This is a genomic window from Fontisphaera persica (assembly GCF_024832785.1).
In the GTDB taxonomy this organism is placed as follows: Bacteria; Verrucomicrobiota; Verrucomicrobiia; order Limisphaerales; family Fontisphaeraceae; genus Fontisphaera; species Fontisphaera persica.
In genome coordinates this window covers 3,296,936-3,311,577 of the sequence record NZ_CP116615.1, presented here as the reverse complement: position 1 = coordinate 3,311,577, position 14,642 = coordinate 3,296,936, and the positions used below count along the sequence as shown (strand labels likewise).

The 14,642-nt window shown below is 63.9% G+C and carries 13 protein-coding genes and 1 tRNA gene; 10 read left to right on the top strand and 4 right to left on the bottom strand.

What is annotated here, in order from left to right; all coding sequences use genetic code 11:
• Positions 1-114 precede the first annotated feature (114 nt).
• The 4 genes from NXS98_RS12385 to NXS98_RS12370 all read left to right on the top strand — a co-directional run bounded on the left by NXS98_RS12385 (position 115) and on the right by NXS98_RS12370 (position 2,646).
• Entirely contained in the window at positions 115-1,059 is a 945-nt protein-coding gene (locus tag NXS98_RS12385) for an aldo/keto reductase (RefSeq protein ID WP_283845313.1), read from the top strand.
• Positions 1,060-1,065: 6 nt separating this feature from the next.
• Positions 1,066-1,707: an RNA 2',3'-cyclic phosphodiesterase gene (gene thpR, locus NXS98_RS12380; RefSeq protein ID WP_283845312.1), complete on the top strand. Its 642-nt coding sequence runs from the start codon at positions 1,066-1,068 to the stop codon at positions 1,705-1,707.
• Positions 1,689-2,486 (top strand): P-loop NTPase family protein, encoded by a 798-nt coding sequence (locus NXS98_RS12375; RefSeq protein ID WP_283845311.1) that lies wholly within the window; start codon positions 1,689-1,691, stop codon positions 2,484-2,486. Before thpR ends, NXS98_RS12375 begins: the two co-directional genes overlap by 19 nt.
• Before the next feature lie 85 nt (positions 2,487-2,571).
• Positions 2,572-2,646, top strand: a tRNA-Thr gene (locus NXS98_RS12370).
• Positions 2,647-3,614: 968 nt separating this feature from the next.
• On the opposite strand, the gene NXS98_RS12365 is transcribed toward NXS98_RS12370, so the two are convergent.
• Both NXS98_RS12365 and NXS98_RS12360 read right to left on the bottom strand, forming a co-directional pair.
• Positions 3,615-5,372 carry a matrixin family metalloprotease gene (locus NXS98_RS12365; protein ID WP_283845309.1) on the bottom strand — a complete coding sequence of 586 codons (1,758 nt, stop codon included), beginning with the start codon at positions 5,370-5,372 and terminating at the stop codon, positions 3,615-3,617.
• Positions 5,369-5,923 (bottom strand): hypothetical protein, encoded by a 555-nt coding sequence (locus NXS98_RS12360; RefSeq protein ID WP_283845308.1) that lies wholly within the window; start codon positions 5,921-5,923, stop codon positions 5,369-5,371. The genes NXS98_RS12365 and NXS98_RS12360 overlap by 4 nt, the downstream gene beginning before the upstream one ends.
• 180 nt (positions 5,924-6,103) lie before the next feature.
• Between NXS98_RS12360 and NXS98_RS12355 the strand changes: the two genes are divergently transcribed.
• On the top strand, positions 6,104-6,820 hold the full coding sequence (locus NXS98_RS12355) for a PAS domain-containing protein (RefSeq protein ID WP_283845307.1): 717 nt from the start codon (positions 6,104-6,106) through the stop codon (positions 6,818-6,820).
• Entirely contained in the window at positions 6,817-7,221 is a 405-nt protein-coding gene (locus tag NXS98_RS12350; RefSeq protein WP_283845306.1) for a response regulator, read from the top strand. The genes NXS98_RS12355 and NXS98_RS12350 overlap by 4 nt, the downstream gene beginning before the upstream one ends.
• On the opposite strand, the gene NXS98_RS12345 is transcribed toward NXS98_RS12350, so the two are convergent.
• Together NXS98_RS12345 and NXS98_RS12340 are read right to left on the bottom strand one after the other, a co-directional pair.
• Positions 7,190-8,686, bottom strand: coding sequence for an alpha-L-fucosidase (locus NXS98_RS12345; protein WP_283845305.1), 1,497 nt, complete (start codon positions 8,684-8,686; stop codon positions 7,190-7,192). The two genes, NXS98_RS12350 and NXS98_RS12345, sit on opposite strands and share 32 nt — an antisense overlap.
• Before the next feature lie 83 nt (positions 8,687-8,769).
• Complete coding sequence (locus NXS98_RS12340; RefSeq protein WP_283845304.1) at positions 8,770-9,078, bottom strand: hypothetical protein; 309 nt, start codon at positions 9,076-9,078, stop codon at positions 8,770-8,772.
• A gap of 218 nt (positions 9,079-9,296) precedes the next feature.
• On the opposite strand from NXS98_RS12340, the gene hypF reads away from it, so the two are divergent.
• The 4 genes from hypF to hypE are packed head-to-tail and all read left to right on the top strand — an operon-like array spanning position 9,297 to position 14,036.
• Positions 9,297-11,588 carry a carbamoyltransferase HypF gene (gene hypF, locus NXS98_RS12335; protein WP_343214096.1) on the top strand — a complete coding sequence of 764 codons (2,292 nt, stop codon included), beginning with the start codon at positions 9,297-9,299 and terminating at the stop codon, positions 11,586-11,588.
• Between the two features lie 3 nt (positions 11,589-11,591).
• A complete protein-coding gene (locus tag NXS98_RS12330; RefSeq protein WP_283845303.1) occupies positions 11,592-11,861 on the top strand; it encodes a HypC/HybG/HupF family hydrogenase formation chaperone in 270 nt (89 codons plus the stop codon).
• Between the two features lies 1 nt (position 11,862).
• Positions 11,863-12,978 (top strand): hydrogenase formation protein HypD, encoded by a 1,116-nt coding sequence (hypD, locus tag NXS98_RS12325; protein ID WP_283845302.1) that lies wholly within the window; start codon positions 11,863-11,865, stop codon positions 12,976-12,978.
• A 2-nt stretch (positions 12,979-12,980) separates the two neighbouring features.
• Positions 12,981-14,036: a hydrogenase expression/formation protein HypE gene (hypE, locus tag NXS98_RS12320; protein WP_283845301.1), complete on the top strand. Its 1,056-nt coding sequence runs from the start codon at positions 12,981-12,983 to the stop codon at positions 14,034-14,036.
• Positions 14,037-14,642 lie beyond the last annotated feature (606 nt).

Sequence of the window (14,642 nt, the reverse complement as noted above, 5' to 3'; positions counted from 1 at the left end):
AACCTTGCGGACACTGCCGCTGCTGTCAAGCCCTGGCCTCCTGGCGTCGCGGGCGCCGGCCGCGCCTTGATTTCCAAATTGCGCCGGAGGTGGCTCTGCGTTAAACATCGAGCCATGCAAGTCATCCAACTGGGAACTTCACCGTTGCTGGGCAGCCGGCTGGCCTATGGCTGCTGGCGCCTGGCAGGCACCTGGAATTCGGCCGAGGTCACCGCCGACGCTCGTGCCGCCGGCCGCCAGGCGGTGCTCGCCGCCTATGAGGCCGGCTACACCCTCTTTGATCACGCCGACATTTATTGCGACGGGGAGGCCGAGAGCATCTTCGGCCAGGTGCTTAAAGAAGTCAGCGGCATGCGCGAGCGCATCCTCATCGCCTCCAAGTGCGGCATTCGCAAAGCCGGTGATCCTGACGCTGCCGCCCCCTATCGCTATGATTTCTCGCGCCAGCACATCGTCTGGTCCTGCGAACAATCCCTCCGCCGCCTGGGGGTCGAGACCATTGACCTGTACCAGTTGCATCGCCCCGATTACCTCGCCGACTTTGAAGAAGTGGCGGCCGCTTTTGCTGAACTCAAACAGCAGGGCAAAGTGCGCGCCTTCGGCGTGAGCAACTTCAGCCCCGCCCAACTGACCGCCCTCCAAAAAGTCTGTCCCTTCCCCCTGGTGGTCAATCAGGTGGAAATCAGTCTGGCCCGCCTGGCCCCCTTCGAGGACGGCACGCTCGACCAATGCCAGGCCGAGCACATCACCCCCCTGGCCTGGAGTCCCCTGGCGGGCGGGCTGCTGGGCGACGGTGCCCACCGTCTCCTCCCCGCCCAACAAGCCTATCAACCGGCGCCCATCCTCACCGTGGTGGATGAATTGGCCCGCGCCCATGGCGTGAGCCGCGTCGTCATTGCCCTGGCCTGGCTCCTGCGCCATCCGGCGGGCATTGTGCCCATCATCGGCTCCATCCGCCCGGAGCGCATCCGCGAAGCCGTCCGCGCCACCCAGATAAACCTCTCTCGCGAAGAGTGGTACCGGCTGTTTTCCGCCGCCCGCAAAGAGCGCCTGCCCTGAACCGCCATGCCGGAAGCGGACGCAACCTGGCGTTTGTTTGTGGCCATTCCCCTGCCGCAACGCGTGACGGCCGCAGTGGCCGAAATTCAGGCCGGCCTCCAGCGCCTTGTGTCCCAGGCCCAAATCCGTTGGACCCCGCCCCATCAATTCCATCTGACCTTGCGTTTCCTGGGCGAGGTGGCGGCCGCGCGCGTGCCCCTTCTGCAAACCCGCCTCGAAAACGCCTGCGCGGGCTGCCCCGCCATGCCTTTGCAATTGCAAGGCCTGGGCTTTTTCCCCCACGACCAGCGCCCGCGCGTGATTTGGCTGGGACTGGAGGGCCAGCTCAACACGCTGCACGCCTTGCAGCAGGCCGTGGCCAGCGCAGCCGCGGAATTTGCCGAACCGGACACTGCGCCGGAAAAATTCTCCGCCCACATCACCCTGGGCCGCATCAAATTTTTATCACCCCGGGAGCGGTCGACCCTCGTGCAATCAGCCGCAGCATGGAAGCCGGCGCCACCCCTGGGCTGGCTTGCCCACCGCGTGCAATTGATGCGCAGCACCCTCGGCCCAGAGGGGGCGCATCACGAGTGCTTGGCCGCTTGGAACCTTGTGCCGCCGCCCGGCACTCCAACCAACCACGGAACATGCCCTCAGCCCCTATGACCAACCCCGGTGACGTCATGGAAGTTTTTCACGTGCACGCCTGCGGCAGGCACGTCACCCTCATGCTCGACCCGCGCCTTTACGACGCCCACAACCGCAACGTCCTCAGCCCCTACGATTACTTTGACCCCGGCAAGGAAGCCGACCTCACCATCACCCTCCGTCAGGGCCGCGCCCGCCGCGCCGTGGTGGACGAAGACTTCCGCCACATCCTTTACTATCGCCAGCAAATTGGCAGCCACATCATCCGCCAGCTCGTTTGCCTGCTGGCCACCTACCACTCCCGCACCTCCCACATCGTCCACGGCACCGGCCTCCTGGTCTCCTCCCGCAAAAACGAAGGCATCCTCCTCGTTGGCCCCTCCCACGCCGGCAAAAGCACCCTCAGCCAGGCCCTGGGCAACTTCATCATGGACGACGACCTCATGCTCGTGGAACGCGACACCATGCGCGTCACCGGCCGCATGGGCTTTGTCACCTACTTCAGCCCCCTCACCGGCAAAAAAATGCTCAACCCCATGGCCGGCGGACGCAAAGAAGCCCGCCTTTCCCTCGTTTTGATTTTGGACAAATCCCAGCCCGGCGGCAAATGGTGGGAAATTGACAACACCATCCCCCGCCAATACACCGTGCTGGCCGACCTTCCCCCCCGCCTCAAAGCCGCCTACCTGGCCTTGCCCCCCATCCGTGTCGAGGCCCCCATCTACCGCCTCGGCACCCACGGACGCCTGGAAGCCACCCTTGACCGCGTCCGCCAAATCGTGGACCAGCACATCTGAATCGCCGGCGAGGCCCCGCTGGCGAAAATCACTTGCCCCTATCCTTGAAAAAGCGATATTACCTCCTGCCCGCAAGGGCAGCCATGCCAGCGTAGCTCAGCGGCAGAGCAGCGGTTTTGTAAACCGCCGGTCGTCGGTTCAAATCCGACCGCTGGCTCCACCCCACCTTGGGATTACATGCACCTCCCACCATACCGGCATACCACCGCGTAACCGCCTGACCACAAACACAAGGAATGGACAGCGGAGAAGCCAAACGCCAAAACGCCATCTCATGCAACCCAGTGCCCCATTAATACAGCCAGCCATGCGGGGATGCCCCAGGATAATGTGTCCGTGGCTCTGGAGTTGGCGGATACTATGACTGGCGGGGATGGTTTGGGGGCATGTGCCGGGGGAGGTGGGCGGGTTCCGTTTCATGAGGTTTTTGAACGGGATTGGCGCACGTTGGCGGTCTCGGGCAGCACACGTCCCGCAGAGCGGGATTGAGCCTGCGTCCCGCAGGCCGGAGGCCATAGGCAAGTACGATTCCTTTAAGGATTTGTCGCTCCTACATCTTCCTCCTTGCTTCCGTCTGGTAAACTCGGACGCAGATTAACCCAACGCCCATTAACATCTTCCCTCTCCCCGCGGGAGAGGGTCAGGGTGAGGGGCCTCTTCTTCCTCTTCGTTCCCTTCGTTTCCTTCTGTTCAAAATTTGTGTCCATTCGTGTTCATTCGTGGTTGGTGTTTCCCCTTCACCCTTTCTGCCCCCTTTTCCCTCCACCCCATCGTAGCAGAAAGCCAAGGTGATGGTGTGTAGCGCGGGCGTCGGCCCCATGTAGCGCAGGCGTCCTCGCCTGCGGGTTCACGGAGCCTCCCGGCTCCGTGATTGCAGAATTGCCAGGGTCTAGCGGACGCGCTGGGAAGCACTAGGCCTCGCGTCAATCTTTCCTGTGCCGTAACGAAGGTGAGCACGCATCGTAAGGTTGGAATAAGCCTGTGGGACGAAAGCTTTATCTCGCCCCGCGGGACGGGACGCCTGCACTACTGGGGGTGGAGGCCGGGGAAGGAAGCCGTGATTCTTGTTATAAGGAGCCGCGCTGTTTCTGTTTGTTGTGCGGGTGGCTATGAGGCGGATTCATGGCCTCAGGGCAACACCTGCACCCGGTAAAATCGGAGGGCGCGTTGGGTGGCGCCGACATCCAGGGCACTGGCCGTACTGCCCGCCGCCTGCACCGGCTCGCCCATCGCCTGCCAAGGAGCGTTTTCCACCTGGTCGCGCGCCCACACCTGGTACCGCTTGCCAGGCACGCTGCGCCAGAAAATCGTGGTGCCCGAAGCATCCTGCACCACCCGCTCCACCTTGAGAACGGACAAGGCATTCGTGGGTACGGTGCCCGCCACCGCCTCCGCAGTGTTGGGCATGCCATCCCGGTCCGGGTCTGCAGCGGGCGCAGCCTCCGGCAGAGTGAAGCGGGCGAAATACTGGCGCTGAAACCGGTCATCCAATCCGTCGAAATTGAAGTCCGGCACCAGCGGTTGAATCTCCACAAAACCCGGCGCATACGCCCGAGCGCCATCATTGGGGCGCGTGACCACCAGGCTGCGCATGCCGGGAGTGGCGTTGGAACTCACGCTTACCACCACCGAGAGGCCGGACAAGCCGTTGAAGGGCGATCCCGGCGGGTGCGCGGTCAGCGCCCCATGCGTGATGCCGGGGCCGGTGATTTTCAAATCCAGTCCGTTGGTGGGCAAATCAGCGGAAAACACGCCCACGGTGAGATTGCTCTGGCCGGGACGCAATTTGATGGGCACCGAGCTGATGACAAAGGAAAGGGGGTTGGCGGTTGGCTCGCGGATTTGCGTGATGCGGAATGGCGGCACGGCGGCGGTCACGGTGACATTGAACACGTTGGTCACGCCCGCGGTGAGGGTCACAGGATGGTTGGACGTGGTCAGGAAATTCACATCCGCCCCGGCATATTCGGGCCCCAACTCAAACCCTGCCACCAGCCAGTGATTCACCGGCGGGTCCAGCGGCGCCACGCGCAGCGCGTAGGCCCCTGGTGGAACGGCGGTGAGCAGGTATTGGCCATTGGCCCGTGTGGCTGTGCCCCCCACCAGCGTGCCGTTGGCATCCTCCAAAAACACCGCTGCGCCCACCACCGGCTGGCCGCCCTTGGTCACTGTGCCGCGCAAATGGGCCAGATTGGACATGGTGCCGCTGGCGGGATAGAGCGTGCGCACCGCGGCGATTTCATCAGCGGACAATCCGCTCTGGCTGCTCTGGCCGATGTCCCCGTACGCCAGCATGGTGGCGCCGCCCACGGGCGAATGACTCAGACCCAGCCAGTGGCCAATCTCATGCAGCGTTACGCCTTCCACAAAATAGGCCTGGCCGTTGGTGGCCGAAAAATCCGTGTACCACCGGCGCTGCACGCCGTTGAGCACGATGTCCGCCTCCGCCAGCAGGTTGCCGGGAAAATAGGTGTAAAAACAAACCCCCAGCGTGCCGCTGATGCTGTCGCGTCCGCCGTTGACCAGCAGGCTTTGTTTGGCCCAATACACGACGTTGGTGCCGTCTTCGGTGTTGACGTCCATGCCCGCCGGCGCCAGGCCGGCGAATTCAAACTTCAAGTGCGTCCCGGCAACCGCCTCCCATTGCTCGAAACTGGCGCGCACGGCCTGGATTTCCGCCGCGCGGTTGGTCACTGACCAGGCATCCTCCGCCACGAAATAACGAATTGCCCGCGTCTGGGGATTCACAGAGTTGGTCTTCACCAAGTCCGGCAGTTCCAGCAAATCCCACCGCAACGGACGGTTTTCCTCGTCGTAATCTAACACGAACCCGCTCACGCCAGCGGCGCCCAGGCACATCCAGAGCAGGGGCAGAAGGCGCTTCATGGCCGCGCCTCCAATTCCTTGACGCGCCGGCGCAGTTCACTCAAGGGGACCCATGTCCGCGGCGGCGCAGTCTGCGGCATCAAACCCGCCGCTCCAGAGGGCAGACGCGGCGCATGAGCGAAGCCGTTGCCGGCCTGGGCTTCGCCCCCGGCGGCCGGCGTTTGAACGTGAAAGGCTCCCTGGCGCAATCCGACGAGCACCGCTTCACCGCGGGCGTTGAACACCAGGAAAACCACCACCTCCTCGCCCACCGCCAACTCAGCTTGGCCGGTGACCACCGTGCGCTTTTCACCCACCACTCCGCCACCGTGCACGAGGGTGAGGCGGGTTTCGGCAAGCTGGCCTTTCCACACCTCTTTCACCTGCAGCTCCACGCGGGTGTAAATTCGGCCGGCTTCATCCTGCTGGCAGGCGCGGCTCAACACCGTGCCTTGCACCACCAACTGGGCCTGCGCCGCCAGCTCCTCAATGGACAAGGGCAGAAAGTGCACCGCCTGAACCGGGAGTATCCAGGCCCCGGCCAGCCACCACAGCAGGATCAACCGCAGCATGCGATATAAGGTAGCATGCAGCAGAGCGGCCGTCACCTTGGGATTCGTGGGTCGACGCTCACCGCCCTTCTTCGCTTTTCTGGCTCTCCCAGAGCAAGTGGGAAGGATGCCGTGGCAGGCATCCCTCCATCCACAATGCCCCCAATTAGGCTGGCCAACCTGGCCGCTTTGCCGCATAATATGTCCCAGATGAACACCGGCCAGCTTTCCAAATTGCGCGTGAGCCTCGCTGCCGGGGCGGCTGCGGCCTTGGCCGTGTTAATCCTTGGCGTCGGGCCGGTGGAGCGCGCTTTGGCGGCGCTGATGCTTGCCGCCAGTGCCGCTGGCTTCTGGTGGCTGCGCGGCCAGCGGCTCGTGGCCGCGGAGGAGTGGCAATCCCTGCAAGCCGAATGTGAACGCCTGCGAGAAACCCTCGAGACACAATCTGCGCGCCTCGTGGCCGCGGGTGAATCCTTGAAAGATGAAACCCTGGAGCACGTCTGGGCCGGTCAAACTTTGGAGCATCAGGTGCGTTACGCCAACACGCTCATCAACGCGATTGGCGAGCCGTTGCTGGTCATCAGCAAAGCCGGCAACATCACCCGCGTCAACCCCGCCGTCCTCAAAGCCACCGGCTACACCGAGGCCGAACTCATCAGCAGCCCGTTGCACAAAATATTCCGGGCCGCCTTCGAGGACATGCAAACCAGGATAGACCCACTGCCCCCCGCGCTGAAAGAAGGCCGCGAGCTGCTGGAGCGCACTGGTTATCTGGTGAACAAGCAAGGCGCCATCATCCCCATGCATTTCAGCCTGTTTCCCCTGCGCGACCAGGAAAAAGTGGTCGCCGGCATTTTATTGCTGCGCCAGCCGCCGCCGAAAACTGAATCACGCGCCGTTTCCGCCTCCCGCGCATGAAACACATCCTCATCATTGATGACGAAGCCTCGGTGCGCGAAGTTCTGGGCCGGGCGCTCACTCGCCATACCTATCGCGTGACCGAGGCCGGCAACGCCGACGAAGCCCGCCGGGCCGTGCTGCAGCAGCGGCCGGACTTAGTCATCACCGATTTGCAGATGGAAGACACTGACGGCCTGGAGCTGGTGCGCGAGCTCAAAACCCTTGCGCCCGGCGTGCCGGTGCTCCTGCTCACCGGTGTGATATTTGACCCGGACGTTGTCGAAAAAACCATCCGCCATCGCGTGGAGGGTTACCTGGAAAAAACGGTCTCCCTGCACCGCATTTTGGAGGAAGTGCACCGCCTGCTGAATCTGCCGCCGGCGGACCTTATTCCCCCGGAATCAACTCCGCCTCGGTAATCTTGAAGGCAAAGGCGTGCTGGCAGGGCGCCTCCTCCGGCCCCAACGCCGGCGTCTCCACCACCAGCCGCCCGTTGTCCAGGCGATGACTCAGCGCCCCGGCGCGGCCCAGCATTGTGACCTGGGTGCCGGGTGAAACCTTGATGTCCCGCACCACCAGTTGCCGCCCCGGCCAGCCGGGCGTGATGGCATAAACCGTGCGGCCCTTTTTGGTGAACCACATCTGTTTCACTGCCAGCTCGCCCTTCGGTTGCTGCCCCACCTGCTCCATCAAATTAAACTTTACCATGTATTCGCCGTACTGCTGGCCCGGCCGTTTGCCTTCGCTCCACTGGCAGGAGCGCCCGGCGTACCGTGTGCCGTAAATGGCCTCGCCATTGACCCGGAGCCAGTCGCCAATTTCCAGCAGCCGTTGCTGCATGATGACCGGAATGCGCCCGTCGGCGGTGGGGCCGATGTCGAGCAGCAAATTGCCGCCGCGGCTCACCAAATCGCAAAGAATGTAAATGAACTCCCTGGCCGTCTTGTAATCATCAATCGCTTCCGCGCGGTTGTACCCGTAACTGTACGCCATGCCCCGGCTTTCCTCCCAAGGGTGACTGGCATCCTTGAGGCCCGCGGCATACTCGGTGGTGTAGTAGCCCCCGTGCTTGTGCCGGCAATCCTTCCCCCACCGGTCATTGATGACCACCTCCTCGCGGCAGGGCGATTCGTTGAACAGCCAGGCCAGCAACTCCTCGCTTCGCCAATCCTTCGAGGGCATGTCCCATTCCCCATCAGCAAAAATGATGGCCGGCCGGTAGCGCGTCACCACATCCTTGAACTGCGGGGTCATGTGCTCGTCCACGTAGCGCTGGCGGTTGGTCAGCCACAAGGGGTTGTACCATTCGTACAGCGAATAATAAAAACCGTACTTCAGCCCCCGCTTGCGCACCGCCTCGCCCAGCTCGCCCAGCAAGTCACGTTTGGGTCCCACTTCCACGCTGTTCCACGGGCGGCCCCAGGTCTTGTTGGCATGTTCGCTGGGCCAAAGGCAGTAACCCTCGTGATGCTTGGAGGTGGGCACCACGTACTTCGCGCCGGAGCGCGCGAAGATATCGGCCCACTGCTCTGGATTGAACAGCTCGCAGCGGAACATCGGGGCGAACTGGTGATACTCGAAATCCGCCCCGTAGTTCTTCACGTGAAACTGCCACCACGGATTGTTGGGTTTCTTGTCGTAAATGCGATTCCAATACCACTCGGCATATTGCTTCGGCGCGCCCCACGCCGGCACCGAATACACGCCCCAGTGAATGAAAATGCCGAACTTTGCATCCAGAAACCATTCCGGCGTGGGCCGCTTGTCCAGCGATTCCCATCGGGGTTCGTATTGGGTCTGGGCCGGCGCCACGTGCCCCAGACCGGCCAACACCGCCGCCGCCAGCCAGCCCGTCAAGCTGTCAAGGGAGAGGGAAGATTTCATAAGCATCAGGATTTGTATGCCCCAGCCTCGGTTGGCCGCCGCGAGCGAATGCCGCCGCCGGCAGCCCCGTGAAGAAATCCGCTTCAAGTGCCCGTGCCTTTGCCGCCACCCAGTTGCCGCGAATAAGGGGAGTACAGATTGAAGTAGATGCCACACATCGGCCGGTCTGTATCCGTCTGGCTCACCATCACCGTGATCTGGCGATCCAGCGCAATCCCGTGGCGCAATCCCGCCGCCCGTGTTTCGTAAGCGCGAATGGCCTTTTCCACCAGCCGCCGCAGCGCGCCCTCAAAATCGTCCGGGGGCTTTTCGAGGCAGATGATGTAGCGATCATAAGCCTGCAAAGCTTCCTGAATTTCGCGCTCAAACAGGTCAACGGTCACACGTGTCACAGCTTGAAGATGACACGTCGCGCCCAAATGAAAAGTGCAAAGTGGCTCGCCCTCGTCTCTGCACTCCCCGCGCCCAACCGTCCAGGCCAGGTCCCGGGGTCCGGTTTTCTTCCTCACGCCGTCGTGGGGCAATTCCTCTGCTTCCTGCCATGCACTTGAGACAAGCTGGCCGCGTTCCCATCATTGCGGCGGGCGCGGCGGGCGGCTAATGTCCCTGCGTGCAGCCGTCTGGTGCATCCTCGGAGATGGTGCGCGCCCGCGTGACGTTGCGGGGCGCGGTGCAGGGCGTGGGGTTTCGTCCGTTCGTGTACCGGCTGGCCACGGAACTGGGGCTCCGGGGGTGGGTGAGCAATTCATTGCAGGGCGTCATCGCCGAAGTGGAGGGACCGGAGCCAGCCGTGCAGCAATTTATGTTGCGGCTTCAACCTGAATGTCCCCCCGCCGCGCGCATTCATGGTTGCGAGTGGGTGTATCTGGCGCCGACGGGTTGCAGCGGATTCGCCATACGCGCTTCGGAGGCCGGCGGTGAGCAGGAAGCCCTCATCCTTCCCGATTTGGCCATCTGCGCCGAATGCCGGCACGAGTTGATGGACCCGGCCAACCGCCGCCATCGCTATCCCTTCATCAATTGCACGCATTGCGGGCCGCGGTTCAGCATCATCGAGTCCATGCCCTATGACCGCCCGCGCACTACGATGCGGCATTTCACGATGTGCCCGGCCTGCCAGGCGGAGTACGACAACCCCGCCGACCGTCGCTTCCATGCCCAGCCCAACGCCTGTCCCGGCTGCGGCCCGCAACTGGCTTTCTGGGACACTTCCGGTGCCGCGCGGGCAGAAAGGGAGGAGGCGCTGCAACAGGCCGAAGCCGCCTTGCGCGCCGGCCAGATTCTCGCCCTCAAGGGCCTGGGCGGATTCCATTTGCTGGTGGATGCGCGCAATCCGGAAGCCGTGGCGCGGCTGCGGCAGCGCAAGCATCGCGAGGAGAAACCCTTTGCCCTCATGTTTCCCAACCTGGCCCAGGTGGAACAGGTGTGCGACGTGAACGCGCTGGAGGCGCGGCTGCTGCAATCCCCAGAAGCGCCCATCGTCCTGCTGCGCCGCCGCGCGCGCGGCGAGGTGGCGGACAACGTGGCCCCTGGCAATCCCTGCCTGGGCGTCATGTTGCCCTACACCCCGCTGCATCATTTGCTCCTGACGGACCTGGGTTTTCCGTTGGTGGCCACCAGCGGCAATTTGGCCGATGAACCGATTTGCACCGATGAACACGAGGCCCTGCGCCGGCTGGCGGGCATCGCCGATGGATGGCTGGTCCACAACCGGCCCATCGCCCGCCACGTGGACGATTCCATTGTGCGCGTCATGCTCGGGCGCGAGCTGGTCTTGCGCCGGGCGCGCGGTTATGCGCCGCTACCCGTGACGTTGCCAGTGGAACTGCCCCCGTTGGTGGCTTATGGGGCGCACTTGAAAACCACGGTGGCCGTGGCGGCGGGGCGGCATGTTTTCCTCAGCCAGCATCTCGGCGATTTGGAAACGGACGAAGCCCGCGCCGCCTATCAACGCGCCTTGGCGGACCTCCCCGCGCTCCTCCGGCAAACTCCGCGGCTGGCTGTGTGTGACCTGCACCCCGATTACGTGTCCACCCACACGGCCCGGCAATCCGGCCTCCCCTGGCTTGCCGTGCAGCATCATGTGGCGCACGTGGCCGCCTGCGTAGCAGAAAATGAAGTGGACGCGCCGGTGCTGGGCGTCTCGTGGGACGGCACCGGCTATGGCCCTGATAACACCATTTGGGGCGGGGAGTTCATTTACTGGCACCAGGGCCGCTGGCGGCGGGTGGGGCATTTGCGCGCCTTTCCCCTGCCGGGTGGCGAGGCGGCCGTGCGCGAGCCGCGGCGCGCGGCCCTCGGCGTGCTTTTCGCGCTGGAAGGCGATGCCGTCTTTGACCGCCCTGACCTGCCGCTGCGCGCGGCTTTTCGCGGGGACGAATGGAAATTGCTGCGCGCGATGCTGGCGCGCGGCCTGAATTGTCCCACCACCACCAGCGCCGGCCGGTTGTTTGACGCCGTGGCGGCGCTGGCCGGGTTGCGACAGGTTTCCCACTTCGAGGGACAGGCGGCCATGGAGCTGGAATGGGCGGCCGGCAGTTGGACGGGCGAAGCAGCCTACCCTTTTGACCTGCAAGAAATGGACGGCCTGCTGCGCGTGGACTGGGGGCCGCTGGTGCAGGCCATCCTGCACGATGTGCGCCAGGGATTGCCAACTGCGCAAATCGCAGGCACATTTCACCGGGCGCTGGTGGAAGTAATCGTCAGTGTGGCGCGGCGCGCGGGGGTGGAGCATGTCGCCCTCACCGGCGGTTGTTTCCAGAACCAGCGGCTGACCGAAGGGGCCGTCATGGCGTTGCGGTCCGCCGGCTTCCGGCCCCTGTGGCATCAACGGGTGCCGCCCAACGATGGCGGCATTGCCCTGGGGCAGGCGGTGCTGGGCGCCCAAACCGGAAACCAATGACGTATGTGTCTGGCAGTTCCAGGTAAAATTGTCAGCGTGGCCGAAAATGATACCGGCGCGCGCATGGGCAAGGTGGACTTTGGCGGCATTGCCAAGGAAGTCAGCCTGGACTTTGTGCCCGAGGCCGGCGTGGGCGATTACGTCATCGTGCATGTTGGCTTTGCGCTCAGCAAGGTGGACCCGGAGGAGGCCCGCCAGGTCTTCGAGTATCTCAAGCAGATGGGCGAATTGAGCGAGCTGCACGAATCGTCCCCACCCCCCGCCAGCAGTTAGCATGCGCTTCATTGACGAATATCGCGACGCCGCCGCCGTGCAGCAATTTGCGCGCGCGCTGACCGCCCTGGTGACCCGGCCCTGGACGATTATGGAAGTCTGCGGCGGCCAGACCCATGCCATCATCAAATTTGGCGTGGACGAGCTTTTGCCCAGGGAGGTCACCCTGGTACATGGCCCCGGCTGCCCCGTCTGCGTGACGCCCGTCGAAATCATTGACCAGGCCATCGCCATCGCCTCCCTGCCCCACGTCATTTTTTGCTCCTTTGGCGACATGCTCCGCGTGCCGGGCACCCAGAAAGATTTGTTCTCCGTCAAGGCTGCCGGTGGCGATGTGCGGATGGTGTACTCGCCGCTGGACGCCGTGAATCTGGCGCGCGCGCATCCCGAACGGCAGGTGGTGTTTTTTGCAGTGGGATTCGAGACCACCGCCCCCGCCAACGCCATGGCCGTGGCCCGGGCGCGCCGGCTGGGGTTGAAAAACTTTTCCGTGCTGGTCTCGCACGTGCTGGTGCCCCCCGCCATGGAGGCCATCCTATCCTCGCCCTCCAACCGGGTGCAGGGATTTCTGGCCGCCGGCCACGTGTGCGCAGTGATGGGCTACCACGAATACCCGCCACTGGCGGCCAAATACCGCGTGCCCATTGTGGTCACCGGCTTTGAGCCGCTGGACATCATGCAGGGCATCTTCATGTGCGTGAAGCAGCTTGAAGAAGGCCGCCACGAGGTGGAAAACCAATACGCCCGCTCTGTCCGCTACGAGGGCAACCGCCCCGCGCAACAGTTGATGCAGGAAGTGTTTGAAGTGGTCCCCCGCCAATGGCGCGGCATCGGTGAAATCCCCCGCAGCGGACTGGGCTTGCGGGCGGAGTACCAGGAGTTTGACGCGGCGCGCCGCTTTGGCGTGACCTACCTGGCGGCGGCGGAATCCCCCGAGTGCATCAGCGGGCTGGTGTTGCAGGGGGTCAGGAAACCCTCCGAATGTCCCGCTTTTGGCACGCGCTGCACACCGGAGCATCCGCTGGGCGCCACCATGGTTTCCAGCGAAGGCGCCTGCGCGGCCTATTACCGCTACCGCCGACCCGCACGCCCGGCCGCTCCCAGCCCCTCCCCTTGACCATGAACGCGCCCCAGGATTTCGCCCTCCAATGCCCCGTCCCCCTGCGCGATTATCCGCAGGTGCTTCTGGCGCACGGCGGCGGCGGCAGGCTCTCCCATCAGCTCATTGAGTCGCTCTTTCTGCCCGCCTTCAAAAACCCCGCCCTCGACGCGCGGCACGACGGCGCGGTGGTGGAAATCGGCGGCCTCCGGCTGGCCTTTTCCACGGATTCCTACGTGGTCCGGCCCCTGTTTTTTCCGGGGGGCGACATCGGCTCGCTCGCCGTGCACGGCACGGTGAACGATTTGGCCATGTGCGGAGCGCGGCCTCTTTACCTGAGCGTGGCCGCCATCCTGGAGGAAGGCGTGCCCATGGAAACCCTGCGGCGGGTGGTGGCCTCCATGCAACACGCCGCGGCCCGCGCCGGCGTGCAACTGGTCACCGGCGACACCAAAGTGGTGGACCGCGGCAAAGGCGACGGCATCTACTTGAACACCGCCGGCATCGGCATCCTCGAACATGGCCGGCGCATCGCTCCGGCCAGCGTGCAACCCGGTGACACCATCCTCCTCAATGGCGACCTTGGCCGCCATGGCATGGCCATCATGGCCGTGCGCGAGGGATTATCCTTTGAAAGCGCCATTGAAAGCGACTCCGCCCCGCTGGCCGCGCTGGTCATGGCGCTGCTCGAGGCCGATATTGACGTGCATTGCCTGCGCGATTTGACCCGTGGCGGCCTGGCCAGCGCCCTCATCGAAATCGCCGAGGCCGTGCGGCGGGATATGCTGATTGAAGAAGCCGCCATCCCCGTGCGCGAGGACGTGCGTGCCGCCTGCGAGATTCTGGGCTTTGACCCGCTCTACGTCGCCAACGAAGGCCGCCTGGCCGTGTTTGTGCCGGAGGCGCAGGCGGAGCGGGCGCTGGCCATCATGCGCCGGGCGCCCGGCGGCGAGGGCAGTTGCCGCATCGGCCAGGTGCTCGATTCGCGCGACGGACTGTTGAAACTCCGCAGCCGCATTGGCGCCCTCCGCATCGTGGACATGCTCTCCGGCGAGCAACTGCCACGCATTTGCTGAGGCACCCCTCCCCCTGTAGCGCAGGCGTCCTCGCCTGCGGGTTCACGGAGCCTCCCGGCTCCGTGATTGCAGAACTGCCGAAGTCAAACAGACGCCCTTGGGAGCACCAGTCCGTGCGCCAATCCTTTCTGTGCCGCAACGCAGATGTTCTCGTCCCGCAAGGCGGGATAATGCCTGCGTCTTGCAGGCGGGGGGCAAAGGATGAATGAGTTTTTTTCTGCGGCTGCCGTCTCCCTCATCTTCATCTCGGCCTGCACACCACCAAAGCGGGCGAAAATCCCACAACGCCCATTAACAGTTCCCTTCTCCCCGTGGGAGAAGGTCAGGGTGAGGGGCCTCTTCTCCCTCTTCGTTCCCTTCGTTTTCTTCTGTTAAAAATTCGTGTCCATTCGTGTTCATTCGTGGTGGGTGTTTTCCCCTTCACACGCTCTGACCCCTTTTCCCTCCACCCCATCACAGCAGAAAGCCAAGGTGAGGGTGTGTAGCGCAGGCGTCCTCGCCTGCGGGTTCACGGAGCCTCCCGGCTCCGTGATTGCAGAACTGCCAAGGTCATGCCGACTCGCTTATAAGCACAGGGCCGCACGCCAACCTTCCATTCGTCGCAGC